A 24,664-nucleotide genomic window follows, 5' to 3' on the forward strand; every position below is an offset into this window, starting at 1 on the left:
GGGATCTCTTATATATATGGATTATCACGAACTCATATCTGAATTTGAAACAAAGTTAGAGACGTTGGAATCTAGCAATGAAGATATGCTATATATTGCTGAAAACGGGATTACTCATACCGAGAAGTGTATCAAAAGCCTAAGGCGAGAGGTCATTCAAAATGGGTTTCATTCCATACAGGAAGAGATTCATTTCTTCAAGCATACGAAGCCTCAAATTTTCAGTAAGCTCATCTATTATGTCAAACTATTTAATATTGAAAGTAAGCGGCCTAGAAGTAGTTCAAAATTTCAAGTTAAATACTTAAACAATCAAATCAATAAATTACAAGTATACTTCAATGATAATTTGGAGTTCTATCATTATTATCGAAGGGGATCAACCTCCTTGGATGAACAATATTTTGTCAGAGGGAAATCGGATTTGCGATCATCTACAGAATCATTTCATTTCTTTACAGACGAACAATTCTCAACATGTCAGGATAGCACGGTAGCCACCATTATGGCGTATGACATGCTTATTGTATATCTGAAACAAGAAATTGAAACATTAGAAACCAACACCGATAACACAAAATTAAATGCCATGAAACAATCATCAAAGCTTTTTTGGACGGGAAACAAAACAGAGTTAATAGAATTAATTTATGCCTTGCACAGCAGTGGCACCATCAATAGTGGGACGTCCGATATCAAAGAATTAGCCTCTCTATTTGAACAGATCTTTAATATAGAATTGGGAAATTACTACCATACCTTTATAGAAATCAGAGCACGAAAATGCAGTAAAACAAAATTTTTAGATAAACTGATAGAGGCCTTGAATAGACGCTTTGAGGAGTCCGATGAATAATCCCAAGTTGTCCCCAAGTTGGGAGTAAGTTTTTTTTATTAATACAACATACAATTTGCGGTTAATTGATGGTTTTTGGTCTTGATGTCCCTACTAAATCAATATAAATTGCCTCAAAATAATGAACATAAAAAATGTCCCACCTTGGGATGGTCTATTGATAGAAAACTAAAATAGTCTCTCAAATTTGTAACACGAAAGTCAAATCAAGGCAAAGTCGCCTAATGATTATTGTAATCATGGGTGGCTTTGTTTTAACAAAAAAAACAGTTACAAATGGGAGCAACCATCATTACAACAGAAGATCTTCGAGAATTCAAAATGGAACTACTCGATGACATCAAACTACTACTCAAAAACCAGTCAGGGCAACAATCCAAAAAATGGTTAAAATCACTTGAAGTCAGGGAACTGTTGGGTATCTCACCGGGAACCTTACAGAATTTAAGAATCAATGGGACTTTACCATATACCAAAATGGGGGGCGTCTTGTATTATGATTATCAGGAAATCATGAAAATTTTGGAAGGCAACAAAATCCATAATAAATTCTGAATCCATCTTGGAATCCATGAATTATATCAAGCATCTTAACGGCGTTTTGGAAAGGTTTTCAAAAGACAACCGTTTAAACCCATCCCATATAAGCCTGTACATGGCTCTGTTCCAGATTTGGAACAATTACCATTTTAAACCAGGTTTCTATATCAATCGTGCCGAAGTGATGGATTTGTCAAAATTAGGCTCAAAAACAACCTACCATAGATGTATCAAGGAACTGAGCGATTGGAGCTATCTTTTTTATAGCCCCTCTCACAATCCGTTTCGTGGGAGTCAAATCAAGATGTTCATTTTTGGGACAAGTGATGAACTACCTATAGACCTCTCCCGTACCAAAATTGGGACGACCAATGGACAAGCGCTGGTATCTAAAGATAAACCTATCAAAACAGGAATAAACAATACAAACTTATCAAAACAAAAAAATAATAAAAAAAAGATTTTTGAAAAAGGAAGCAAACAAAACGGCACTGTCCCATATCAGGACAACCTAAAGACCAGTTCCGATAAAAATTACAATGAGCCTTTATGAAAACCATAAATCCCCATATCATCTTGGAAGGTACTAAGGAATATAAGTTAGGGGAACTTGAGGGCAGTGAAATCGTTTATGATTTTAATGAAATTCTTACTTATCTGAATGCCAAAGGGAAGCTCCTTTTTGGAAAAAGTTTTAAATTAGTAATTGACGATAGGGACATCCTATTTAAGCTATGTAATTATTTCATCAAGGACGAAGCTAACTGTAAAAAGTTGGACATTGACATTCATAAGGGCATTCTTTTAACCGGTCCTGTTGGCTGCGGTAAAACTAGTTTAATGAAGCTGCTCAGGCATATCGTGCCACATCAAAAGCCTTATAAAATGATTCCCACCAGAAATATTGTGTTTGGCTTTAATCATGTGGGGTATAAGACCATCGAAGATTATGGAAGTACCAACTACTTTTGTTTTGATGATTTGGGTGTAGAACCCATTGGAAGGCACTATGGAAAGGATTGTAATGTGATGGGTGAAATCCTGTTGTCACGCTATGAATTATTTTTAGAAAATCAGATTAAAACGCATGCCACCACTAACCTAAACGCACAAGAATTGGAGGAGCGATATGGGAATCGCGTGAGATCGCGAATGAGAGAGCTATTTAATTTAATAGCATTTGATAAGAAAAGTATGGATAAACGAAGCTAGAAAACAACATCAGGAAGCAAAGTTTAAGGTAGCTAATGATATTTTTTTCAGACGTTACTATGTTTAAGGCCAATAACCTATCAAGATAGGTCGTTTTACTTTTTTTGAATTTTGAATAGTTACATCAGTCTTTCATATCTGCTTGTAAGAAGCTCTTTGTAAGCTGCTTTCATTTCTTTTGATAAAAATGAAGTCTCAATCCATGCCATCGCTTTCGGTTTGTTCTCAATCATTCGTTTGAAGACACCTTGAATTTGTTTATCGGTTAATTCCAGGTCTTTTCCTAAATTTTCGAAATGTTCTTTTTTAAGTTTCCTTCTTTTTCCTCCAAGGGAGAGCGCTAATTCTTCAGTGTCCTCAGGGAGTACGATGGCCACATTTAATAAATCATAAGCAGGTGCTAATAACCAACCAGAAGAACCTTCGATCATCGAGAAATTTTTCAAGTGCATATCATTATTTCCAGTAAGAAAACAAAATACCACTAATTCAAAATAGAAAATTTTATCTAGGAGGGTATTATCAGAATATGTATCCAGCGCTTTTCCTATTTTTTCCATAGAGCTTTTGTATTTATCAAAAGCTTCCGTAACCTGATACATATCTAACATATGGATTTTCTCGCCATGATCTGTTCGGTCTATTCTTTTGGTTATATAAGAGAGTTCACCCGACGCTAATTTTATTAAACTTGAAGGCACAACCCGTATGTCAAAAGCTTCCGCAATCCTCATGGTTACGTGTTCGTTCTCTGGCATTTCTGAAAATTGATCAGAAGGTGGTTTAAAAATATACTGACCCCCAAGAGCGCCAACGACAGTTAGTCGTGAACCATCTTGTTTTTGGGTTTCATTTACCAAAGACATGGATAGCTTTGGTTGAACACCAGGTACCGTCACACTCCGCTCTACGACACTTTTTGCCAGTTCTGACATTTGGTCAATGCTATAAGGGATAATAGGAGGCGTTGGAGTCCCAAAGAAATCCAAAGAACACTTTTCATGAAAGTCTAGATCATCATCTAGAGGTTCATAACAGTATAAACATTTATATTTCATCGTCTTCTAGGATTGGTAAAACACTTACTGCTCCAATGCAGTTTTGGCAACAGGCTAATAATAGACCCATACGGTCATTACGATTTATCTTCCAATTTTGAGTGGCAATATCCAATAACCAGCCTTCTGGGATTAAACCTTCAAAGAACGGAAATAGTTTATTATCCTTATAAGGTTCAAGAGTAACTGGCATAGTGAATGTTATAAATTCAGAAGGATGCTCTTTTTCATAGGCATCATCATACTGAAAAATATAATCCCCTTCGTCAGTTTCGGTAATAGTTCCTGCGAAATAGGTTTTATAATATACATTACCTTGTCTCATGAGCTAATTCTTTACTGTTTACAGGAGCTAATTCATGACCAAACATTGATAAAACAAGATTAACCTTTTCCATAGTAAGATTTGTTTTTCCTTGCTCTATTTTACGGACTACGGTTAAAGCAACACCAGCACGTTCTGCAAAGGCTTTCTGTGTTAAGTTGACCTCTTTTCTCCGATTTTTAACAAACTCAGCTAATAGTTTCATTATATGCTTTTAGATATAAAAAAAGTAAATATACTAAATTATATGTATTTAGATATAATTTATATAAATATAATGCTTTTATATGCATTTAAATATAATTAATAGAAAGATATGTCAAGTGTTAAAATCGTTTTGCTCAGCTTTATAGGTGTTTTTAAGGTTCTAAATTTTAATCATAAGCGCTACACCTTTTTAGCATTTCTAGAAGAAATTTGATGTTTTTGGAGGGTGTTTTTGATGCGGTTTCCATAATTGAGCTACTTTTTTACTTCTTTTTTTCATACGATTTAATGCCTTTTATTGCCAATTAAAATCAAAGAGATTTAAATAATATTATTTATATAAAATATTGAAAATCAGTTGTTTAAATATATAAATATTGATAATTTTCTAAGATCAAAAATCGTTTAAAAATTAAATTTTAGGTCTTATGAAAAAATCAATGTTTGTAACTGCTTTATTAGTTCTCATCTCAAGTTCCACGTTTGCACAAATTGGGGGAATCGAAAATTCCGTGAATGATGTATCCGATACCATCCGAGCCATTTTCCCTATTATTCTAGGGGTTATTTTTTTAATAGGGTTTCTATTTAATGCCGGTCACTTCTTTGGTGAGAATGCGGATCTAAAAAAAGGGATTACAAGGGTTTTAGTATTCGTGCTTATTGCCGGAGCGGTGGTCGGCATCTTTACGTATCTCATTGGTATCGTGGTATAAGTGATCAATAGTCATTGACGTATCCATAGTCGCTTATGAAAACCTATGAAGTGTATAAGAACATTAGAAAGCGAGCCATGATTATGGGGTTGCCTATAGCATGGTTCGCACTCATGATGACCGCTGTGATTGGTTCACTTTTGCTTATTATTTTCTCCTTTAGTGTATTGGTCATCGTAGGTGTGTTTGTGGGTAATGCAGCCTTGTATATAGGATTGACCCAGATTACGAAGCATCCCTCTCTAGTGCATGTTAAAAACGTGTTTCCAGAAACTATCAGTAATAAAAATCTAAGTCTATTATATTATGAAGACGATTAACCTAGCAGCATACCATCCTATACTGGATATCCAAGGTCATATGGTGTTTGCCAATAATGGCAATGTCATATTGTGCTACGAAGTAGAATTGCCGGAGGTGTATTCACTGTCAGAATCGGACTTTGAGGCGATACATGGAACCTGGTTTCAAGGATTTAAATCCTTGCCAATAGGCACCGTAATTCATAAACAGGATGTCTATCAAAAGACATTATTTGATGCTGATGGTATTCCTAATGATAGCTTTTTGGAACGTGCCACATATGACCATTTTAAAGGACGTGAGTATATAGAGCACACCTCGTATCTATTTTTTGTTTTACCCTTACATAAATCACTAAAGGCTTCTAAGTTTACTAACCCCTTTAGGTCCATTGAGAAGGGAATTTTCAAGCAAATGGATTATCATGTTCAGGAATTTATCACGTCTGTCAATGATGCTACGTCCTTTATCAACAATAGTCGTAAAGTCTTCCTGAGACCATTAAGCAACAACCAAATACTTAGGATTACGAAATCCTATTTCAACGGATGTAATGATGGTTTTGATACGGATATTCAACTCAAGAAATCTGACATTGAAATTGGAGCTAATCTTTTTGATGTCATAGCAATTAACAGTGAACTCTGTTTTGGAGAGGTTGTACAAAGCAGTAAAACCAATGAAACGTTCACCTCTGACGATTTTATGTTTCACCAAGGTTTTATGGACGGATTGGGGTTAAATCTTCATGAAAATCACATCATTAATCAAATTATTTATTTAGATGATAAACAGACCTGGCGTAAACTGCTGGACAAGAAAATTGAGGAGCTCAATAAGAGTTCTAATTTTGGGACTCAGAATAAGGTTATCCTAAAGAAGATTGAGGCTATTGTTTCTAAGATCAACTTGGATGACAGTTCACGTATTATTAGAGGTCATTTTAATGTGGTGTTCTGGGATCAGGATGCCTCTCAGTTATCTAGGATTGCCTCCAAAATCAAAGCGGAGTGCAAAGAACTTGATATCATACCGTATTATCCAAAAGGAGAAGAGCGTAAGCATTACTTCTTGAACAGTTATTGCTGCTTTAGTTCCAATTTCTCTAATGAAGATTTGTATGTGACGGATTTAAAGCATGCGCTCTGTCTCTTTATTAATAATAGTAATTATAAATCTGATCCAACAGGTATTATTTTTAATGATAGACAATATAATATTCCTGTTCTTAAAGATGTTTGGGATGAGCGTAAAAAGCGCATCAAAGCCAGAAACTTTGCCATTTTTGCACCTACAGGGGAAGGAAAATCCTTTTTGGCCAATAACATCCTAAGGCAGTATTTTGAACGGGGTGTTCGATTGGTCATTATAGATCTTGGGGGATCGTATTCCAAATTCGCAAAACTCTACCCAGAGGATCATATCATATTGCGCTATGAGCAAGGTAAGAACTTAGGGATTAATCCTTTTTATATTTCTAGTGCAGCGGATTTAACCCCAGAGCGTTTGGAAGACCTTACCATGTTTTTGTTAGAACTTTTAGCAGAGCAACACGTTACCAAGGCTAAGGAAGTAACGATTAAGAAAGTACTTAGTTATTACTACGCGGCACAATCATCCAATCATTCATTGGAAAGCCTCTATGACTTTGTGGATGACAAAAAAGACACCATCATCCAAGAGTTACATATCCATGAGGACCATTTTAGCGTCTATAACTTTTTGCATATCCTATCGGAATATGTGGGGGACGGTTTGTATAATTTTTTGTTTAGTGTAGGTGAGGACCAAACCTATAAGATAGAGGATAAGCGTTTGATTGTCTTTGAATTGGATGAAGTCAAGGATAACAAAGAAATCCTTTCCGTTATGCTGAAGCTCATTAAATCTGCCATACAACGAACCATCTGGAGAAATAAAGCGGAAAAGGGCATTATTCTTTTTGATGAATTTGCTAAACAACTGAAGTTTGAAAATGTTTTGGAAAGTGTTGAATTCTACTATCAAGCCATCCGAAAACAAAACGGAGCTATTGGAATTATTTTACAATCTATTAATCAGTTGCCTAACAATACCACATCGGAAAGTATTTTAGAAAACACGCAAGTGATTTATAGTCTTCATAATGAAAAGGGTTATGACGAATTACAGAAGCGTTTGCACCTCTCCAGTCATGATCTGAATCAATTAAAGTCTATCAGGAACAATTTGACTGGGCCTCGTAAGTACACGGAACTATTTATCAAGATAGGGAAGCAGAGCAATATTTTTAGATTGGAAGTTCCTAAAGAAGTCTATGCGGCCTACCTCACCGATGGTACTGAAAACGAGGTGATCATGGCTTTATATAATAAAACTAAAAATATGGAAGAAGCCATTAGAGAATTTGTCAAATCACAATACCATATTTAATAGCATTCATTAATCAAAAAACAAACAGTATGAACATTTTAAAAGAACCTGACAGAATCAGCATATGGACGGTGTACAAAATCAAAACAATGCTAATAGCAATGACATTAGTTGTGTTGTTGTCTCGTATGGCGAAGGCCCAAGGAATGCCCGTCTATGACAATACCAATTTTATAAGCCTGACCAAAACACTGGTAGAATCTGCGAAACAAACCACACAATTACTGAAAACGGTTGAGTTTTTAAAACAACAAAAAGAGAATATCGATAAGGTTAGCAATGTCATCAAACAACTCAAAGCTGTGAGGGAATTATCTAAAAATAATCAGAAACTCTATCGTTTGGTTCAGAATGATTTGAGGGATATTTTGAATTCGCCTTTTATTAAACCTGAAGAAGTGAGTCGGATCTCAGAATCCTTTAATAGCATTATTGAACAGTCTTTAGAAGACTTGGACTTTGTCAATCAGATTTTATCGAGTGACCGATTAAAAATGACGGATGCGGAGCGTACGGAGTTTTTAAAAGCAAAGGAATTGCAGTCTCAGGAAATGGTTATCGAAATTCAGCAAAAGACCAGACGCTACAAAGAGATTATTGCCTTTAGGAATATGCAAGACAAAGTTAATAACAGAGAGACCACTTACTAGTTATGTCGATAGGATTGGAATATGTGGATGCGGTGTTTACCACCATTAAGAGCAGTGATTTCTCCCAGTATACCATAACGGGCATGAAAGCCTTGGCTATTCTGTTATTTCTGGTCAATATCCTTAAAAAATATAATGAAGGTGTGGCCAATAACGATGGCTATACCTGGGGATTGACACCATCGGAACTAGCAAAGAATTTTGCTATTGTTATTCTAGTTATTTTTTCCACTCAAGTGCTCAATGCTTTTGATACGATATTGGTAGCGATAGAAACGCAATATAAGGACACGGCTCCAGCGCTCCTTCCTCTTCAGATGCAAGATATCGACATTGAACAGGATGTGGGCGCACTGGAAGCCGCCAAAAAAGCGATGGCTTTATTGTATGAGGCTCTAGTAACTCCCTTGTTTGGAATGAAGGTTATTGCGTTTATCATTGGACTGTTCTTGTGGTTGTTGGATATCTTTATTTATCCCTTGTTCTTGGCAGAGCGCTATTTCTTATTAGGTATTATGCAGGCCTTTTTCCCATTGGTCATCAGTTTGGCAGTTTTTGAGAAGTTTAGAAACTTAGCTTATAACTTCTTTAAACTTTATGCTGCGGTATATATGTTGGTTCCTGCGTTTTTTCTCGTGAACGTCTTTGTCAATCAATTGTATACAGAGGTTAATACCAATTTTTGGTCCACCTTATTTGGTACCGATTGGGGGAGTCAATTTTTTGCACCACTTATCCAATTAGGATCCATAGGGTTTATAGTACTACTCAAATTCAAGTTGTACAGGCGAGCTACATCATTTGTCATCAAACTATTTGTTGGAGGTTAACATAAATTAAATACATACACTATGAAAACACCTTATAAAAATATTTATACGGTTTTAAAATTAAATCGTCTTATCGTGTTAGCAGTTGTTATCTGCGCTGCAATCATTAGTATCGTTTCAGTCGTAATGGTTTTAAAGGTGCATCGAGACACTGTCAATCATGCTTTTGTGGTCAATACCGAAGGTAGCGTAATCCCATTAAAGCTAGTATCTCAAAAGGAGAACATAGAAGTGGAAGCCTTGGCTCATTTAGAATTGTTTCATACCTATTTCTATAACATTGATGGAAGTAATTATGAAAAAAATTTAGAAAAAGCACTATGGTTGGGGAATAGTTCTGTAGATGCTCTCTACCGACAGAAAAAGGCAGATGGGGTCTATAATCGTTTGCTTCAGTATTCCTTGGTTCAAAAAGTCCTTAGTATAAAATCAGAAGTAGACATTCAAAAGGAACCTTATACGTTTAAAACCACCACCATATTTGAAGTCAATCGGGGATCGGTTATCGATACCTACGAATTAAAAACAACTGGGAATCTAATCCATGTAGATAGAAATTTCCCTAAGAACACCCATGGATTACTCATAACCAATTTCTTTGAAAACAGTCTTAGAAAAATAGAACAAGATCAAGAATCATAATCAACATTTAAAATTAAATCATATGAAATTAGAAAAAAACAAAATTGTATTTGCTTCCGTATTGCTTTGTATTATCCTATTTATAGGAGCTTATACTTTGCTGGTATTTGATGATAATGAAGCAACAGTCATTGAAAATAATCAAATTCCGGTGCCAAAACTGGAAGACGAACAGGATGTCTATGAATCGAAATTGGATGCGCTCAATGATCTAAAGGAAGTTAGGCAGACCAATGCACCAAGTATCTATGACGAAAAGCTACTAGACTCCACAGGAGTTTATGATCCTGATTTATTGGAAAAGGAAAAACAGCGAATTATGGATAGTATTTATAATCAAGATCGTATGGCTTACAATGAACAGCCATATCAAACGACTACCCCCAAAACAGAACCAGAAATTAGAAACCCCATAGTGGATACAATACGTTCTGAAGTTGAGACACTACCAAAACTATCAGTCCAAGAAATAAGTTTGGAACATCAACTCTTTTTTGCTTCTAATCCTGAAAAAGAAAAAGGTTTTTTGCCCAAGTATTCAGATCAATGTATTCCAGTTATTGTGGATGGCAATCAAACCGTAAAAGCCAATTACCGGTTAAGGATGAGATCCATGAGGGATGTTGTGATTAAAGATATCTATATTCCAAGGAATACGCTTATTTATGGGTTTATAAGTTTTCAGCCGAATCGGGCTTTGATAGAGATTGATAATATTAACCAGGCTCCCGTAAAATTAAAAGCGTTTGATTTTCAAGATGGGCGCGAAGGTATTTATGTAGAAAATAGCTTTCGTTCGGATGCCACTCGTGAAGTGATTGACGATGTAGCTCAAGACATCAATATTTCTGGAGTACCTCAAGTTAGCGGTATCAAAAAGATATTTCGGCGGGATAATAGAAACACCAAAGTAACGGTATTAAATAACTATCAATTAATCTTAAAACCAATGCCATGAGATCATTCGCTACCTATATATTAGTTTTAACATCTATGTCCATTTGTGCACAGAAATCCTTAGATACTATTTATGTTAATGACAAAATGAACGTCTCTCTTTTTTTTCCGAGCCCAATACGTCAAGGTATAGCAGGTGCGGACCATTTTGTGTTTACATATAATAGAGACAAGGAACAATACTTTGGTTTGCTTCAGGCAAGACCAGGAACTGAGAGTAATCTTTTAGCGGTTACTAATGATGGTCAGGTATATTCCTATATTTTGAAATACCAGGATACGATTGCAAAACTAAACTATTTTATTTCTAAAAAAAAGAGTATCGGACAAGAAAAACCTGTTTCAGAAATCCCTAAGATTGAAAATGATACGATTGCAAAAAAGAAAGTAAAGACGCTTTACTTAAAAAGGTTTAGTGAGCATGTATCAAATACAAAAGGTGTTCCATTGGCAACAAGGCGAAAAAAGGGTATACGCTTTAGATTATTAAACGTGACCTACAACAAGAATGAAGTATACCTAGTCATGGAGATTAAAAATAAATCGGGAATTGATTTTGAAATGGATTATTTAAATATCTCAATTATTAATAAAAATAACAAGAGGGCATCATCTTCTCAGCAACTGAGACAAGAGATTATTTATGAACATGGTGTGCCGCAACGTATTTTAAACAACAGCTCAAAGCGTTTTGTATATGTACTTCCCAAGTTTGTATTAGGTGATGATGAGAAATTACTCATTAAAGTTAAAGAATTGAAAGGAAGTAGAAGCATTACTTTGAAAAGTAACCTATGAGTTAGATGCTATATTAGTGTTTTCCTCTAACTGGAATTTACTCCTTAAAGCTTTCATATCATCACTCACTTTTCTGTCTAATATCTTTGCGTAATGTTGGGTCGTTTTAAGGGATTTATGGCCTAACATTTTACTTACTGATTCAATAGGTACACCATTAGTCAATGTTACGGTCGTTGCAAATGTGTGTCGCGCTAAATGAAACGTTAGATTTTTAGTTATACCACATATGTCCGCTATTTCCTTGAGATAGGCATTCATTTTTTGATTGCTGGAAACAGGCAGCAACGCATCGTTTTCTGAGTCATCAACCTGAGTTTTATATTTTTCTAAAATCATTAATGGTATAGGGAGTAATGGGATATTGCTCCTTGTGTCTGTTTTAGTTCTCTTAAATTTCACCCACATTTCGCCATCAATGCCTTTTACCAAATTGGTTCTAGTCAATTTTTTTACATCTGAATAAGCAAGACCAGTAAAGCAACAAAAAATAAAAATATCTCTTACTTGATCAAGTCGTAATATCTTCAATTTCTTATTTAGCATCGTCTGTATTTCTTCATCCGACAAAAATTCACGTTCAGTTTCTTTAGATTGGGTTTTATAATTTCTAAAAGGGTCTTTATCGATCCAATTATTGGCAATTGCAATTCCAATAATCTTTTTCAGACTTTTAAGATATCTCATTGTAGAATTATGATTGCAATTCCTGACACTTTTTAAATAGAATTCAAAGTCAGTTAAAAACTGATGACCTATTTCCTTTATTCGAATGTCATCAATTTTATAGTGAGAGTCTATAAATGATTGAATATGATTAAGCGTTGTTTCATACCTTTTTAAGGTATTAAGGGCATATTCTTTACCGACTAATGTCTTAATTTGATTGTTGTGGGTTTTAAAAACATCAAGTAGCATCATTTGTTTTTCTTCAATACCTAAATAGGAATTCTTTAATGCTCTTGCGGTTATGGTTTTGTTTTTTTCAATTAATTCTTGGTGATAGTTGTATATTTTACTTTTTATGGAATCCATAAATCTGTTAAGATTCTTTACATCTGAAGTAGTTCCTCTAACCTTTCCAGCTTTTATATTCCATTTAGAAACTTCAATTTTACGTTGAATACTTACTTCACTTCGCTTACCATTCACAGTGATTCTCATATAAATAGGGGATTTGCCTTCTTTGTCTACATCACTTTGTTTTGGGTAGAAAAGTATTGAAAATGTATTTTGCATAGGTGAGTACTTTTTTGACGGTTAAAGATAGAAAAAAAATAATTTACAGTAAAATATAAGTAATTGTTTAACAGTAAATTAAGTCTAATTCGGTGAGTAAATTTAAATGCAAAAGTACTCACCGAATTACTCACCTTTTATTTAAAATTAAAGGGGTTTATTTGAGAATAAGTAAAATTAAAAAACCCTATAAACGTAGTGTTTATAGGGTTTTGTTTAAATTTGTAATAATATTCGTACTCAAGGTGGGAATCGAACCCACACACCCGAAAGTACTGGATTTTGAATCCAGCGCGTCTACCAATTCCGCCACTTGAGCATTGCAGAGTGCAAAAATATATTATTTTTCTATATTATGCATAAAAATAGACTACAATATACTTTTTAGGTTAAAATAAATGTATAAATTTGCACCTCATTAAAAAAATGAAGCCTTTAGTACTATAAAACAATACGTTAACTATGCCAATTGTAATAACAGAAGCTAAAATTTTTGCGTGCACCCAAAGTAAAGTTCTTGGAGAACAAATTGCTAAAGCTTTTGGAGCTAAATTGGGGAATGTTATTACATCAACGTATAGTGATGGCGAGTTTCAACCATCTTATGAAGAATCTATTAGAGGAACACGTATTTTTATTATAGGATCAACAAACCCAGGTCCAGAGAATTTAATGGAAATGTTGCTGATGATTGATGCAGCAAAACGCGCTTCAGCAAGACATGTAACGGCTGTGATTCCTTATTTTGGTTGGGCTAGACAAGATAGAAAAGATAAACCAAGAGTTCCTATTGCAGCTAAATTGGTAGCTAAAATGCTTGAAGCAGCTGGAGCAACAAGAATCATTACCATGGATTTGCATGCAGATCAAATTCAAGGATTTTTCGAAAAACCGGTTGATCATTTATTCGCATCAACAATCTTTTTACCTTATTTGAGAAGTTTAAATTTAGAAAATTTAACTATTGCATCACCAGATATGGGAGGCTCAAAAAGAGCATATGCCTATTCTAAAGCACTAGAATCTGATGTCGTAATATGTTATAAACAACGAGAAAAAGCAAATGTAATATCTCATATGGAGCTGATTGGTGATGTTACAGGAAAAAATGTCGTATTGGTTGATGATATGGTTGATACTGCAGGCACTTTAACAAAAGCTGCCGATTTAATGATGGAGCGTGGTGCTATAAGTGTAAGAGCTATTTGTACACACCCTATATTATCTGGTAAGGCTTATGATAAAATAAATAAATCAAAGTTACAAGAACTCATAGTAACAGATTCAATTCCGGTATTACCAAAAAGTGACAAAATAAGAGTTTTAACATGTTCAAACCTTTTTGCTGATGTAATGCATAAAGTACATGAAAACAGTTCGATAAGCTCTAATTTTATCATGTAGTTTAACAATGAATATCAATAATAAATGAAAACAAGTTGATTTGTATCAATGTAGTTTTCTTAATACAATTAAGTAATAATAAATAAACAATTATGAAATCAATTACAATCAACGGATCTCAAAGAGAAAGCGTGGGCAAAAAAGCAACAAAAGCCTTACGTAATGCTGGTCAGGTTCCTTGCGTATTATACGGAGGAGATAAGCCAGTTCATTTCACAGCAGAAGAATTAGCATTCTCCAAACTTGTATACACGCCTAATGCGCATACAGTTGTGATTGCTTTGGAAGGTGGTGAAACCTATAATGCCATTTTACAAGACATTCAGTTTCATCCTGTAACCGATAAAATTCAACACGTAGATTTTTATCAAACATTTGACGACAAAGAGATTACCATGACTATTCCAGTAAACTTTGTTGGAAATTCTAGAGGTGTAAAAAATGGTGGTGTATTACGTAAAAACAAAAGAAGTTTGCGTATTAAAGCATTACCAGGTAATTTACCAGACTTTATAGAAGCAGATATTACACCTCTTAAAATTGGTGGGAAACTTTATATTACAACATTAGAAAATGATGCTTACAAATTTATGCATCCAGATAACACTGTTGTTTGTCAAGTAAGACGTTCTAGAGCTTCAATTGATGAGTTTGAAGATGATGAAGAAGAAACCGTAGAAGGAGCAGAAGGAGCGTCAGAAGGAGATGCGCGAGAAGCTACTCAAGAATAACTAGTATTCTTACGATAATTATAAATGAGCATCCTGTATTATTCAGGATGCTTTTTTATTTTTACACAAATTAAACTTTTATGTATTCATTTTTTAGAACTGTTTTCAAGAGAAAACAATATGTAGAAGAACAAGATAGTATGAAAAAATATTTAATTGTAGGTTTAGGAAATATTGGTGAAAAGTATGCCAACACCCGACATAATATTGGATTTAAAATATTAGATAGATTTGCAGACCAAGAAGCGTTGACTTTTGAAACACAAAAATTAGGAGACGTAGCGTTATATAAATTAAAAGGAAGAACCTTTATATTTTTAAAGCCTAATACGTTTATGAATTTGAGCGGTAAAGCCGTTTTGTATTGGTTAACAAAAGAAAAAATTCCTTTAGAAAACTTATTAATAATTACAGACGATTTAAACTTATCCTTCGGTACCATTCGCCTTAAAACAAAAGGAAGTGATGGCGGACATAATGGCTTAAAAGATATTCAAGAAAAGCTTAATACTACAATATACAATCGCTTTAGGTTTGGAATAAGCGATGCTTTTAGCAAAGGCAAGCAAATAGATTATGTGTTAAGCGAATGGACAGAAGACGAACAAAAAAACCTAAAAGAACGCTTAGATAAATCTGTGGAACTTATTAAATCGTTTGTTTTAGCAGGCGTCAATACAACTATGAATACCTTTAACGGTAAGTAATTAATAAAGTTATTCTATAATTAATTTTTTAGTAGAATTTCTAATGCCGTCACTTACATTTAAAATGTACATGCCAGATTGTATGTTATTTAAGTTTATTTTTTCGTAAAAAAGATTACTAATATCTTTAAAGTTCTTTTTGAAAACTTGTCGTCCTCGTAAATCAAAAACGGCAATATCAATATGATTTGATTCCAATAAGTTAGGTTTTAACGAAACTGTAAACTCACCTTTATTTGGATTAGGAAACACACTTAATGTTTGTAACTCTGTGCTTTCTGGGGTATTGAGCGTAGTTGTGGTTGAGCAGAATTCTAGTGACCAATCATTTAATACACCAACATCACCAGTAGAATCATCTATAATTGAAAGGGTCCAATTTCCAGAAATATCTAGGCCATTAAATACACTTAATGGAGTAGCAGGAATATAAGTACCTTCTGTAGGGCTAGCACATGATACGGTGCTCGAGCCATCTTCGAAAGTTATATTAAAATCTGCATAACCAGTAGACTTAAAACAATTTTTTTCCCAAAGCGTAGATTCGGTGGTGTTATTAGGATGTTTTAGTACAACTTTTAAATCGCTAATAAAAGAATGGGTTACATTAACATGAACCTTGATATTACTAATAGCTCCATTATTAGGAATATTAATAGTACTGACAGTTTCCTGTCCATCTTGAATAGGAAGATCTAAATTAGAGCTTGATAAAAATTGTTGATTACAAGTGGTAGTTATTGTATACCCAATAGCAAAGTCAATAGGGTTAACAGCATAATATATGTTATCGACAGGTTCAACCATAATTCTACAAAAAGGAGCTGCTATATTAGGCACCGTTATGTTTTCAGTTCCGTCATTTGGGGTGTTAGTTTTCAATACAGTGTCAAAATTATTGCCACCATCTGTAGATAATAAAATATTAACGTTTGATGTATTGATACCAGTTACATCGTCAGTATTAGCAACATTCCAAGTAATAGTTTCTGTATTTCCTTGTGTCCAATTAATACCAGATGTTGTTTGCGATGTGACTTCAAAAGGACCAACGGGTTGAGAAACTGTTCCGTCAATAACTTCAATTTGCATAGTGTCATAACTTGATTGCCCACTTATGGAATTACTTGTATTTCTATCCCTAACAGTTAATGCCCAATTTAAAAATCTATCAACACTAGCGACCGTTTCCCAATCACTTCCCAAACCTGGGTTTGTTTGTTCAATATCGCCTACTAAAACACTAGATAGTCTTGGAATATATCTGTTTGGAGATGTTGAAGGAGGCAATGATCTATTCATAGAACCACTAGTAAGAGTAGGGCCAAAATTTAAGTGATCTACTTTACCACTATCGATTTCTTCCCAGCAATAGGTTAACACATCTCCACTATCAGTATCTGTGGCAGCCCCTTTAAGAATATATGGAGTTCCTGCTGGAATTTTATAATCATTTCCGGCATTCGCGCTTGGCGGATTATTGGAAATAGGTGTAGTTGTTTGACATGATTTTGTCGTAAGATTATCTAATATTTGCCTGATACTATGATAATGAAAGTAAGCATCACTATTAGCTTGTATATCATCAGTTCCAGTAATACCAGCATAAGCCATAATGGTACTACCACTTCCAGGTTCAGAGTTTACATTGTATCCTTCTGTGGCATAAGCAAAGGTATGATTGGCGCCCATTTGATGACCTATTTCATGGGCGACGTAATTGATATCAAAAGTGTCACCTTCTGGGATGCCATTCCCTGGAGAAGTAAAACCACTTCCTTTTTTATGGTCGTAATCGCCTGGGGGATCATTTTCACAAACACACCCAATACATCCTGCATTTCCTCCTCCCCCAGTAGCACCAAACAAATGACCTATATCATAAGTAAAATTACCGATAACACTAGTTAATGTATTTTGAAGTTGAAGACTCCACCCGTCCAAACTATCAAAATTAGTATCAGATGCTCCTACATTTGCATCAGAATAGGGGTCTGTTGTTGAGTCTGTATAGATTAATTGAGTAGCATCAACAAGTTCAAATCTTACAGCCATATCAGTTTCAAAAACTTCATTTACTCTGGTTAAAGTAGCGTTTATTGCTGCAAGGGCATCGGCTACAGCATCTCCATTTAAAGGATCTCCATCATCATGATACGCTGTGTATTCGGCAGTTGTAGATATAGCTAATCTAAATTTTTGTAGTGTTTGATTGTTGGCGCCCCCTTCATTAATTGAGGTTTTAGAAGTTATACTTTTTTTATTGAAATAGTTATTTGGATTATCTAAGGTTTCACATTTAAATCTGTTATCCAGATTATCTTTAGACGTTCTGTTATATAAAACGTATTTATTAGAATTTTTTGAAACAGGCTGCATGAAAATAGTCGATCTATCAGTATAAGAAATCATTGTTTGTACCCCTTGAGGAGATACGCTCATACGCAAATGTGCCTGTGGGTTGTCTACACCAATTCCTACATATGATTTTATATTTGGATATTTTAAAGCTAATGATGGAGACAAAACTGGAGATTCAAAAATATTAAAAGTTTCTAGTTTACCATTATGGGAGGGCAAACTTATAGTAGTTTTTTTATCTTTGGTTTTATTGGTTCTTAATTTCGAAGTAGACACTGCTTGTTTTAATGAAGTCATGTTTATTTCAAACACATGAACTTTACTTTTTTCTAAACCTAGTTTAGATAGCGTCTTATTTTCTAAATTATTTTTAATCTCTTTCCAAGATGAATTTTGGCCAAAAGTTGAAAAAGCAATCAAAAATATTGCGAATGAGAAAACATAATGTAGTTTTGCTTTCATAAATTATAACTTAGGGCAAAATTCATTTAACTTGTTATAACAAATCTAGTTTTTTTAAATGAAATTAGCAATTGAACTTTTTTATGAGGAATAATAGTTTAGAATCATATGACTCTAATAAGGAAACAGTTGTCACCATTGGAACTTTTGACGGCGTGCATATTGGTCATCAAAAAATAATTAAACGCCTTATAGATACAGCTAAACGAGACCACCTTAAATCTGTTATTCTTACGTTTTTTCCGCATCCTAGAATGGTTTTGCAAAAGGATTCTAGCATTAAACTTATTAATACCATTGATGAGCGAGCTAGTATTATTGAAACCTCAGATTTAGATTTTTTACTAATAAAAAGGTTTACCCATGCGTTTTCTCGATTGTCTGCCGAAGATTTTGTAAAACAAATTTTGATTGATAAACTTCATGCAAAAAAAGTTATTATAGGTTATGACCATAGATTTGGAAGAAATAGAAATGCCAATATTGATGATTTAAAAGTGTTTGGGGAAGCTTATGGTTTTGAGGTTGAAGAAATATCGGTTCAAGATATTAACGATGTTGCAGTAAGTTCCACAAAAATTAGAAAAGCCTTGCATGAAGGCAATATAGAAAAAGCAAACTCCTATTTAGGATATAGTTTTATGCTTACTGGAACGGTTGTAAAAGGCAGAGGTTTAGGCAATCAATTAGGATTTCCAACAGCCAATATTTTTATTAAAGAGACTTACAAATTAATTCCTAAACATGGGGCGTATATTGTGAGTTCAATAATTGAAAACAATCAGGTTTACGGGATGATGAATATTGGCATTAACCCAACTGTTGATGGTACAAATGAAAGTATTGAAGTTCATTTTTTTAATTTCAATGGCAATATCTATAACAAAAACATTCAAATTAATTTATTACATCGTCTTCGTGATGAAGTTAAATTTGATTCTGTTGAAGCTTTAAAAACGCAGTTGTTAAAAGATAAAGAAACCTCACTTCAATATGTAAAATCACATTTTAAATAATTAGATTTTTACATATAAAAACAAGTTAAGTTTCCTAGTAATTCCTAAATTTGTCACTTAAATTTTAAAACATGTTACAAGTACCTTTTATTAGAGAAAACAAAGATTTGGTAATTGCTGGTCTTGCAAAGCGAAATATTGATGCAGCTAGTATGATACAGGATGTTATTTCTTTTGATGAAGACAGACGTCGTATTCAAACAGAATTAGATAGCCTCTTAGCCGAATCGAATACATTATCAAAGGAAATTGGAAACTTGTACAAATCTGGTGAAGCTCAAAAAGCTAATCTTTTAAAAGAAAGAACAGGTCAGATTAAAGAAACAACCAAAGCACTTAACGAGTCTCTTAACAACAAAATTGAAGCGTTAACAGAGTTGCTTTATAAAATACCTAATGTTCCAAATGAAATCGTATCTCAAGGAAGTACTGAAGATGATAATGAAGAAGTTTACAAAGAAGGCAATATTCCTGTATTGCCTGAAAACGCTTTACCTCATTGGGAATTAGCAAAGAAATACGATATTATAGATTTCGAATTAGGTAACAAAATTACAGGTGCTGGTTTTCCGGTTTATAAAGGAAAAGGCGCTAAACTACAACGAGCTTTAATCACCTATTTTCTTGATAAAAATACAGAGGCTGGCTACACAGAATATCAGTTACCATTGTTAGTAAATGAAGCGTCAGGTTTTGGCACGGGTCAATTGCCAGATAAAGAAGGGCAAATGTATCATGTTACCGAAGATAATTTATATTTAATACCTACCGCAGAGGTGCCTGGAACGAATATTTTTAGAGATGTTTTGCTTAATGAAAGCGACTTGCCAATTGGTATTACGGGTTATACACCTTGTTTTCGTCGTGAAGCCGGAAGTTACGGTGCGCATGTAAGAGGTTTAAACAGACTGCATCAGTTTGATAAAGTTGAAATTATCCGAGTGGAGCATCCCGACAATTCATATAAAGCATTAGATGAGATGGTCGAGCATGTTAAAGGTATTTTAAAAGAATTAAAATTACCCTATAGAATTTTAAGATTATGTGGTGGCGATACCTCATTCGCATCCGCTTTAACCTATGATTTTGAAGTGTTTTCAACAGCACAAAATCGTTGGTTAGAAATATCGTCTGTATCAAATTTTGAAACCTTTCAGGCTAATCGTTTAAAATTGCGTTTTAAAAACAGTGATGGCAAAAATGAGTTAGCTCATACCCTTAACGGAAGCTCATTAGCATTGCCAAGAGTATTGGCTGGAATTTTAGAAAATTATCAAACCAAAAATGGTATTGTAATTCCAGATGTGTTGCAAAAATATACAGGTTTTTCTAAAATTGATTAAACTGTTAAAGTAATCTTAAACTTACTTTTTATTTTTCTATTTTTTAATTAAATCGACTAAGTGCAAAAAAAATAAGTCGTTTAACGATTTTTTATTAATTTCTTTTGAGTTTTCATATTTATTTCAGACGTTAGCTGAACCAATTTTTAGCTAACCTACTAACCATGAAAAATCTTAAAAGACTTTTCCTTCTTTTATTACTAGTTTTTATTGCTAGCAAGGTTTTATTTTCAGATTTCCATCTTGTTAAACCTGAAAATAAAACAACAGCAGTAGTAAATAAATAGGGCTTTATTTCGTTTGAAGAATGTCCCCAATCTAGTGATTATTTCGTTTTTAAATTAACGGAGATTAATAGGTATTTATTTAGGTTGGTAAATGCCCGAATTTTATTCGGGCATTTTTTTTATAATAATATTTACAACTTCTACTCATCACATTTGTTATATTTACCTTATGAGATTGAAATTTGTTTTAGTGATACTAATGTTGATGGGCACACATGCCTTTTCACAGGATGATGATTTGTTTGCTAAAGAGTATTTTGAAAATGGTGATTTTGAGAAAGCGCTATACGAATACAAAAAATTATACGCCCAATCACCCTCAAATATTAATTACATAAATCAAATAGTCAGCTCTTATCAGCAACTAGAACAGTATAATGAAGCAGAGCAGTTTGTGTTGTCGCTAATCAATAGAGTTAAATACCCTGCTTTTTATGTTGAATTAGGGTATACGTATCAACTTAAAGGCGATTTAAAAAATGCAAATTCATATTATACCCAAGCTCTTTCTAGTATAGACCAAAATGTCAACAATGTGTTTGCTGTAGCGCGAAGTTTTCAAAGTCATACACTTTTAAATGAAGCACTTGCTGCTTATGAAAAAGCAATGACCATGAAGTCAGATTTTAATTTTAATCTACAAATGGCACAAATTTATGGAGAACTAGGCGATGTCGAAAAAATGTTTGTTGGCTATATTAATTTCATACAAGAAAATCCTATTGCCGTTGGAAATATTAAACGGGCTCTTAGTGATTTTGTAACTGAAGATAGTAGTAATCAAAGCAATATATTACTTCGGAAGATTATTCTACAGAAAATTCAGGAAGAACCCAATGTCATTTGGAATGATATGTTAAGTTGGCTTTTTGTGCAACAAAAAGACTATAACAAAGCGTTTATCCAGGAGAAAGCTATTTTTAATAGAGATCCAGAAAGTTTAAGCAGAATAGAAGAATTAGCTGCTATTACCATGAGTGAAAATGATAATCAAGTAGCAAAAAATATACTCAGCTATTTAATTGAAACAGCTCAAGATTTAGACACGTTATTAAATGCATATTATAATTTACTTCAACTGCAAACCAAAGAAAGCACTAAGGAGGATTACCAAAACATAAAGGATTCTTACAATGCATTATTTAAAAAGTACGGAACTTTTTCTCAAACCTTAAACTTGCAAGTTGCTTATGCTCATTTTTTAGCATTCTATATGAATGATACTAAAAGCGCCACCACGTTTTTAGAAAGAACTTTAGAATTACCGTTAAACGACACACAAAAAGCACAAGTTAAATTAGAGCTAGGAGATATTTTTGTATTACGAGAAGAGTTTAATACAGCGTTAATTTATTTCACACAAATACAACGTAGTTTAAAAAATAGTACGATTTCGCAAGAAGCAAGATATAAAGTAGCCAAAGCAAGTTATTATAAAGGGGATTTTGATTGGGCAGAATCACAGCTTAAAATTTTAAAAGCATCAACCTCGCAATTAATAGCGAATGATGCGTTGGATTTAAAGCTCATTATTTCAGACAATAAATACGACGATTCACTTCATGTGGCTTTAAAATTATATGCAAAGGCCGATTTATTAGCTTTTCAAAATAAAAACGACGAAGCCATTACACTTTTAGATACTATATTAAAAGAACATAAAACCGAACATATTGTTCCTCAAGCACTTTATAAACAAGCTCAGTTATTTGAAAGCAAAAAGGACTATGTAAGAGCAGAAGCCAACTATAATGCTATTCTAACAAATTATAAAGAAAGTATTCTGGTTGATGATGCTACTTATGCCTTAGCTGAACTTTATGTGAATCATTTATCACTACCAGAAAAGGCAAAGGCATTGTATGAAGACATTTTTTTAAACCATGCAGATAGTATTTATTTTGTAGATGCACGAAAGAAATTTAGAGCTTTACGGGGCGATGCAATAAACTAGTTTACATGATAGTAGCAGAAACAGAAAGACTTTTAATATCAAAGTTTTCACTTGATGATGCACCGTTTTTTTTAAAATTAGTTAATACCCCAAATTGGATAAAATATATAGGAGATAGAAATCTAAAAACCATTGAAGACGCCGAGAACTATCTAACAAACGGCACCTTAAAAAGCTATAAAGATCATGGCTTTGGGTTTTATAAACTACAAGAAAAGCAACAGCAGAAAACAATTGGAACTTGCGGCTTAATAAAAAGAGAGCAACTAAATGATGTTGATTTAGGATTCGCCTTCTTACCAGAATTTGAAGGCAAGGGGTTTGGGTACGAAGCATCAATAGCTATGTTAAAATTAGCAAAAGAAGAGTTTAGTCTTAAAAAGCTAGTAGCAATCACCTTACCTGCCAATACAAATTCTAAAAAATTATTAGAGAAATTAGGTTTTACTTATGAAAAAAGAGTAAAACCTTTTGAGGATGATCAAGAACTCCTGTTATTTGCAAAACAATTAAATTTAGAATAAAAATTTATAACCATGATAATTTATAATGTCACCTCAAATATTGATGAACGCATTCATCAAAAATGGTTGGTATGGGTTAAGGAACATATTCCACAAGTGTTGGCAACAGGACATTTTACAGAAGCCAAACTTACCAGAGTTTTGGTTGAAGAAGATTTAGGTGGTGTTACCTACTCTATTCAATACAGAGCAAAATCTAGAGAAGCCCTTGATGCATATTATAAAAATGATGCGGATACGTTGCGTCAAGATGTGTTAAAGCATTTTGGAGAAAGCGTCTTGTCTTTTAGAACAGAGCTTGAGGTTATAGATGAATACACAGTAACAGAAAAATAATTTAAAGGATACTCATAATTATGACCGTAAAAGCTAAGAAACATTTAGGACAGCATTTTTTGAATGATGAAAGTATTGCAGAAAAAATTGCAGATACACTGTCTTTAAACGGTTATAAAAAGATTTTGGAAATTGGTCCTGGTATGGGCGTTCTAACAAAATATCTTCTTAAAAAAGATATTACAACCTATGTTATTGAAATTGATTCAGAATCTGTTGATTATTTAAAAGACAGCTACTTAAATCTCGCTCCAAGAATTATTGAACAAGATTTTTTAAAATATGATTTAAAAGAGGTTTTCAAAGGAGAACCTTTCGCCATTATCGGAAATTTTCCTTATAATATATCCACACAAATTGTGTTTAAAACCTTAGAAATGCGTGACCAAATTCCTGAATTTTCAGGGATGTTTCAAAAAGAAGTAGCCCAACGCATCTGTTCAAAAGAAGGTAGTAAAGTATATGGGATTTTATCGGTATTAGCACAAGCATTTTATGATGCCGATTATTTATTTACAGTACCACCTTCGGTATTTAATCCGCCACCAAAAGTAGAATCAGGCGTTTTAAAACTCACTAGAAAAAAAGACTACGTATTGCCATGTGATGATGTGTTACTTTTTAAAGTAGTTAAAACAGCTTTTCAACAACGCCGTAAAACGCTTCGTAACAGTTTAAAAACATTTAATTTAAGCGATAGTTTAAGAGAAGATGTTATCTTTGGCAAACGTCCGGAGCAATTAAGTGTTCAAGAATTTATTTCTTTAACACAATTGATTGAAAATGATATTTAA

At 33.6% G+C, this 24,664-nt stretch carries 26 protein-coding genes and 1 tRNA gene; 21 read left to right on the top strand and 6 right to left on the bottom strand.

The window, feature by feature from the left end; all coding sequences use genetic code 11:
• The first annotated feature begins 16 nt into the window (after positions 1-16).
• The 4 genes from G5V56_RS05100 (at position 17) to G5V56_RS05115 (ending at position 2,608) form a co-directional block, all read left to right on the top strand.
• On the top strand, positions 17-856 hold the full coding sequence (locus G5V56_RS05100; RefSeq protein WP_166962511.1) for an RteC domain-containing protein: 840 nt from the start codon (positions 17-19) through the stop codon (positions 854-856).
• A gap of 276 nt (positions 857-1,132) precedes the next feature.
• Entirely contained in the window at positions 1,133-1,411 is a 279-nt protein-coding gene (locus G5V56_RS05105; RefSeq protein ID WP_166962515.1) for a helix-turn-helix domain-containing protein, read from the top strand.
• A 100-nt stretch (positions 1,412-1,511) separates the two neighbouring features.
• The gene (locus G5V56_RS05110; RefSeq protein WP_317166398.1) at positions 1,512-1,949 is read left to right on the top strand and encodes a hypothetical protein; all 438 of its coding nucleotides are present in this window, start codon (positions 1,512-1,514) and stop codon (positions 1,947-1,949) included.
• Positions 1,946-2,608, top strand: a complete 663-nt coding sequence (locus G5V56_RS05115) for a P-loop NTPase family protein (RefSeq protein WP_166962521.1) — start codon at positions 1,946-1,948, stop codon at positions 2,606-2,608. Before G5V56_RS05110 ends, G5V56_RS05115 begins: the two co-directional genes overlap by 4 nt.
• Positions 2,609-2,727: 119 nt before the next feature.
• Here the strand turns inward: G5V56_RS05115 and G5V56_RS05120 are convergent, their stop codons facing one another.
• The 3 genes from G5V56_RS05120 to G5V56_RS05130 all read right to left on the bottom strand — a co-directional run bounded on the left by G5V56_RS05120 (position 2,728) and on the right by G5V56_RS05130 (position 4,196).
• Complete coding sequence (locus G5V56_RS05120) at positions 2,728-3,543, bottom strand: HipA domain-containing protein (protein ID WP_317166399.1); 816 nt, start codon at positions 3,541-3,543, stop codon at positions 2,728-2,730.
• 112 nt (positions 3,544-3,655) lie between these two features.
• Positions 3,656-3,991: a HipA N-terminal domain-containing protein gene (locus G5V56_RS05125; protein ID WP_166962528.1), complete on the bottom strand. Its 336-nt coding sequence runs from the start codon at positions 3,989-3,991 to the stop codon at positions 3,656-3,658.
• Complete coding sequence (locus G5V56_RS05130; protein WP_166962531.1) at positions 3,978-4,196, bottom strand: helix-turn-helix domain-containing protein; 219 nt, start codon at positions 4,194-4,196, stop codon at positions 3,978-3,980. The genes G5V56_RS05125 and G5V56_RS05130 overlap by 14 nt, the downstream gene beginning before the upstream one ends.
• Positions 4,197-4,626: 430 nt before the next feature.
• Between G5V56_RS05130 and G5V56_RS05135 the strand changes: the two genes are divergently transcribed.
• The 8 genes from G5V56_RS05135 (at position 4,627) to G5V56_RS05170 (ending at position 11,506) form a co-directional block, all read left to right on the top strand.
• Entirely contained in the window at positions 4,627-4,914 is a 288-nt protein-coding gene (locus G5V56_RS05135) for a hypothetical protein (protein ID WP_166962534.1), read from the top strand.
• A 35-nt stretch (positions 4,915-4,949) separates the two neighbouring features.
• A complete protein-coding gene (locus G5V56_RS05140; RefSeq protein WP_166962537.1) occupies positions 4,950-5,234 on the top strand; it encodes a hypothetical protein in 285 nt (94 codons plus the stop codon).
• Positions 5,221-7,629 carry a TraG family conjugative transposon ATPase gene (locus tag G5V56_RS05145; protein ID WP_166962540.1) on the top strand — a complete coding sequence of 803 codons (2,409 nt, stop codon included), beginning with the start codon at positions 5,221-5,223 and terminating at the stop codon, positions 7,627-7,629. The genes G5V56_RS05140 and G5V56_RS05145 overlap by 14 nt, the downstream gene beginning before the upstream one ends.
• Before the next feature lie 89 nt (positions 7,630-7,718).
• Entirely contained in the window at positions 7,719-8,279 is a 561-nt protein-coding gene (locus G5V56_RS05150; protein WP_455433265.1) for a conjugal transfer protein, read from the top strand.
• A gap of 2 nt (positions 8,280-8,281) precedes the next feature.
• Positions 8,282-9,109 (top strand): hypothetical protein, encoded by an 828-nt coding sequence (locus G5V56_RS05155; RefSeq protein WP_166962546.1) that lies wholly within the window; start codon positions 8,282-8,284, stop codon positions 9,107-9,109.
• Positions 9,110-9,130: 21 nt separating this feature from the next.
• Positions 9,131-9,751: a conjugal transfer protein TraK gene (locus tag G5V56_RS05160; protein ID WP_166962549.1), complete on the top strand. Its 621-nt coding sequence runs from the start codon at positions 9,131-9,133 to the stop codon at positions 9,749-9,751.
• Between the two features lie 61 nt (positions 9,752-9,812).
• The gene (gene traM / locus G5V56_RS05165) at positions 9,813-10,709 is read left to right on the top strand and encodes a conjugative transposon protein TraM (RefSeq protein ID WP_317166400.1); all 897 of its coding nucleotides are present in this window, start codon (positions 9,813-9,815) and stop codon (positions 10,707-10,709) included.
• Positions 10,706-11,506, top strand: a complete 801-nt coding sequence (locus G5V56_RS05170) for a DUF4138 domain-containing protein (RefSeq protein ID WP_166962554.1) — start codon at positions 10,706-10,708, stop codon at positions 11,504-11,506. The genes traM and G5V56_RS05170 overlap by 4 nt, the downstream gene beginning before the upstream one ends.
• On the opposite strand, the gene G5V56_RS05175 is transcribed toward G5V56_RS05170, so the two are convergent.
• Entirely contained in the window at positions 11,501-12,745 is a 1,245-nt protein-coding gene (locus G5V56_RS05175) for a site-specific integrase (RefSeq protein ID WP_166962556.1), read from the bottom strand. The genes G5V56_RS05170 and G5V56_RS05175 overlap by 6 nt on opposite strands.
• 237 nt (positions 12,746-12,982) lie before the next feature.
• Positions 12,983-13,064: transfer RNA gene (locus G5V56_RS05180), tRNA-Leu, on the bottom strand.
• A 143-nt stretch (positions 13,065-13,207) separates the two neighbouring features.
• Here G5V56_RS05180 and G5V56_RS05185 point away from each other — a divergent pair.
• The 3 genes from G5V56_RS05185 to pth all read left to right on the top strand — a co-directional run bounded on the left by G5V56_RS05185 (position 13,208) and on the right by pth (position 15,587).
• Complete coding sequence (locus G5V56_RS05185) at positions 13,208-14,149, top strand: ribose-phosphate pyrophosphokinase (protein ID WP_166962558.1); 942 nt, start codon at positions 13,208-13,210, stop codon at positions 14,147-14,149.
• A gap of 92 nt (positions 14,150-14,241) precedes the next feature.
• Entirely contained in the window at positions 14,242-14,880 is a 639-nt protein-coding gene (locus tag G5V56_RS05190; RefSeq protein ID WP_166962560.1) for a 50S ribosomal protein L25/general stress protein Ctc, read from the top strand.
• Between the two features lie 80 nt (positions 14,881-14,960).
• Positions 14,961-15,587, top strand: a complete 627-nt coding sequence (gene pth / locus G5V56_RS05195) for an aminoacyl-tRNA hydrolase (protein WP_166962562.1) — start codon at positions 14,961-14,963, stop codon at positions 15,585-15,587.
• Positions 15,588-15,596: 9 nt separating this feature from the next.
• Here the strand turns inward: pth and G5V56_RS05200 are convergent, their stop codons facing one another.
• Positions 15,597-18,410: a zinc-dependent metalloprotease gene (locus tag G5V56_RS05200; protein ID WP_166962564.1), complete on the bottom strand. Its 2,814-nt coding sequence runs from the start codon at positions 18,408-18,410 to the stop codon at positions 15,597-15,599.
• Positions 18,411-18,493: 83 nt separating this feature from the next.
• Here G5V56_RS05200 and G5V56_RS05205 point away from each other — a divergent pair, with 83 nt between their 5' ends.
• The 6 genes from G5V56_RS05205 (at position 18,494) to rsmA (ending at position 24,664) form a co-directional block, all read left to right on the top strand.
• A complete protein-coding gene (locus tag G5V56_RS05205) occupies positions 18,494-19,426 on the top strand; it encodes a bifunctional riboflavin kinase/FAD synthetase (protein WP_166962566.1) in 933 nt (310 codons plus the stop codon).
• 71 nt (positions 19,427-19,497) lie between these two features.
• Positions 19,498-20,769 (top strand): serine--tRNA ligase, encoded by a 1,272-nt coding sequence (gene serS / locus G5V56_RS05210; protein WP_166962568.1) that lies wholly within the window; start codon positions 19,498-19,500, stop codon positions 20,767-20,769.
• Positions 20,770-21,225: 456 nt separating this feature from the next.
• The gene (locus G5V56_RS05215) at positions 21,226-23,010 is read left to right on the top strand and encodes a tetratricopeptide repeat protein (RefSeq protein WP_240911224.1); all 1,785 of its coding nucleotides are present in this window, start codon (positions 21,226-21,228) and stop codon (positions 23,008-23,010) included.
• Positions 23,011-23,015: 5 nt separating this feature from the next.
• Positions 23,016-23,534 (top strand): GNAT family N-acetyltransferase, encoded by a 519-nt coding sequence (locus G5V56_RS05220; RefSeq protein WP_166962570.1) that lies wholly within the window; start codon positions 23,016-23,018, stop codon positions 23,532-23,534.
• A gap of 12 nt (positions 23,535-23,546) precedes the next feature.
• On the top strand, positions 23,547-23,870 hold the full coding sequence (locus G5V56_RS05225; protein ID WP_166962572.1) for a DUF4286 family protein: 324 nt from the start codon (positions 23,547-23,549) through the stop codon (positions 23,868-23,870).
• Between the two features lie 20 nt (positions 23,871-23,890).
• A complete protein-coding gene (gene rsmA, locus G5V56_RS05230; RefSeq protein WP_166962574.1) occupies positions 23,891-24,664 on the top strand; it encodes a 16S rRNA (adenine(1518)-N(6)/adenine(1519)-N(6))-dimethyltransferase RsmA in 774 nt (257 codons plus the stop codon).

The sequence above is a fragment of the Yeosuana marina genome (genome assembly GCF_011762485.1).
In the GTDB taxonomy this organism is placed as follows: Bacteria; Bacteroidota; Bacteroidia; order Flavobacteriales; family Flavobacteriaceae; genus Yeosuana; species Yeosuana marina.

What these genes read in the sequence shown, in the direction of transcription:
- G5V56_RS05100 (WP_166962511.1), top strand. Translation starts at nt 17, where the DNA reads ATGGATTATCACGAACTCATATCTGAATTTGAAACAAAGTTAGAGACG.
- G5V56_RS05105 (WP_166962515.1), top strand. Translation starts at nt 1,133, where the DNA reads ATGGGAGCAACCATCATTACAACAGAAGATCTTCGAGAATTCAAAATG.
- G5V56_RS05110 (WP_317166398.1), top strand. Translation starts at nt 1,512, where the DNA reads ATGGCTCTGTTCCAGATTTGGAACAATTACCATTTTAAACCAGGTTTC.
- G5V56_RS05115 (WP_166962521.1), top strand. Translation starts at nt 1,946, where the DNA reads ATGAAAACCATAAATCCCCATATCATCTTGGAAGGTACTAAGGAATAT.
- G5V56_RS05120 (WP_317166399.1), bottom strand. Translation starts at nt 3,543, where the DNA reads ATGTCAGAACTGGCAAAAAGTGTCGTAGAGCGGAGTGTGACGGTACCT.
- G5V56_RS05125 (WP_166962528.1), bottom strand. Translation starts at nt 3,991, where the DNA reads ATGAGACAAGGTAATGTATATTATAAAACCTATTTCGCAGGAACTATT.
- G5V56_RS05130 (WP_166962531.1), bottom strand. Translation starts at nt 4,196, where the DNA reads ATGAAACTATTAGCTGAGTTTGTTAAAAATCGGAGAAAAGAGGTCAAC.
- G5V56_RS05135 (WP_166962534.1), top strand. Translation starts at nt 4,627, where the DNA reads ATGAAAAAATCAATGTTTGTAACTGCTTTATTAGTTCTCATCTCAAGT.
- G5V56_RS05140 (WP_166962537.1), top strand. Translation starts at nt 4,950, where the DNA reads ATGAAAACCTATGAAGTGTATAAGAACATTAGAAAGCGAGCCATGATT.
- G5V56_RS05145 (WP_166962540.1), top strand. Translation starts at nt 5,221, where the DNA reads ATGAAGACGATTAACCTAGCAGCATACCATCCTATACTGGATATCCAA.
- G5V56_RS05150 (WP_455433265.1), top strand. Translation starts at nt 7,719, where the DNA reads ATGCTAATAGCAATGACATTAGTTGTGTTGTTGTCTCGTATGGCGAAG.
- G5V56_RS05155 (WP_166962546.1), top strand. Translation starts at nt 8,282, where the DNA reads ATGTCGATAGGATTGGAATATGTGGATGCGGTGTTTACCACCATTAAG.
- G5V56_RS05160 (WP_166962549.1), top strand. Translation starts at nt 9,131, where the DNA reads ATGAAAACACCTTATAAAAATATTTATACGGTTTTAAAATTAAATCGT.
- G5V56_RS05170 (WP_166962554.1), top strand. Translation starts at nt 10,706, where the DNA reads ATGAGATCATTCGCTACCTATATATTAGTTTTAACATCTATGTCCATT.
- G5V56_RS05175 (WP_166962556.1), bottom strand. Translation starts at nt 12,745, where the DNA reads ATGCAAAATACATTTTCAATACTTTTCTACCCAAAACAAAGTGATGTA.
- G5V56_RS05185 (WP_166962558.1), top strand. Translation starts at nt 13,208, where the DNA reads ATGCCAATTGTAATAACAGAAGCTAAAATTTTTGCGTGCACCCAAAGT.
- G5V56_RS05190 (WP_166962560.1), top strand. Translation starts at nt 14,242, where the DNA reads ATGAAATCAATTACAATCAACGGATCTCAAAGAGAAAGCGTGGGCAAA.
- pth (WP_166962562.1), top strand. Translation starts at nt 14,961, where the DNA reads ATGTATTCATTTTTTAGAACTGTTTTCAAGAGAAAACAATATGTAGAA.
- G5V56_RS05200 (WP_166962564.1), bottom strand. Translation starts at nt 18,410, where the DNA reads ATGAAAGCAAAACTACATTATGTTTTCTCATTCGCAATATTTTTGATT.
- G5V56_RS05205 (WP_166962566.1), top strand. Translation starts at nt 18,494, where the DNA reads ATGAGGAATAATAGTTTAGAATCATATGACTCTAATAAGGAAACAGTT.
- serS (WP_166962568.1), top strand. Translation starts at nt 19,498, where the DNA reads ATGTTACAAGTACCTTTTATTAGAGAAAACAAAGATTTGGTAATTGCT.
- G5V56_RS05215 (WP_240911224.1), top strand. Translation starts at nt 21,226, where the DNA reads ATGAGATTGAAATTTGTTTTAGTGATACTAATGTTGATGGGCACACAT.
- G5V56_RS05220 (WP_166962570.1), top strand. Translation starts at nt 23,016, where the DNA reads ATGATAGTAGCAGAAACAGAAAGACTTTTAATATCAAAGTTTTCACTT.
- G5V56_RS05225 (WP_166962572.1), top strand. Translation starts at nt 23,547, where the DNA reads ATGATAATTTATAATGTCACCTCAAATATTGATGAACGCATTCATCAA.
- rsmA (WP_166962574.1), top strand. Translation starts at nt 23,891, where the DNA reads ATGACCGTAAAAGCTAAGAAACATTTAGGACAGCATTTTTTGAATGAT.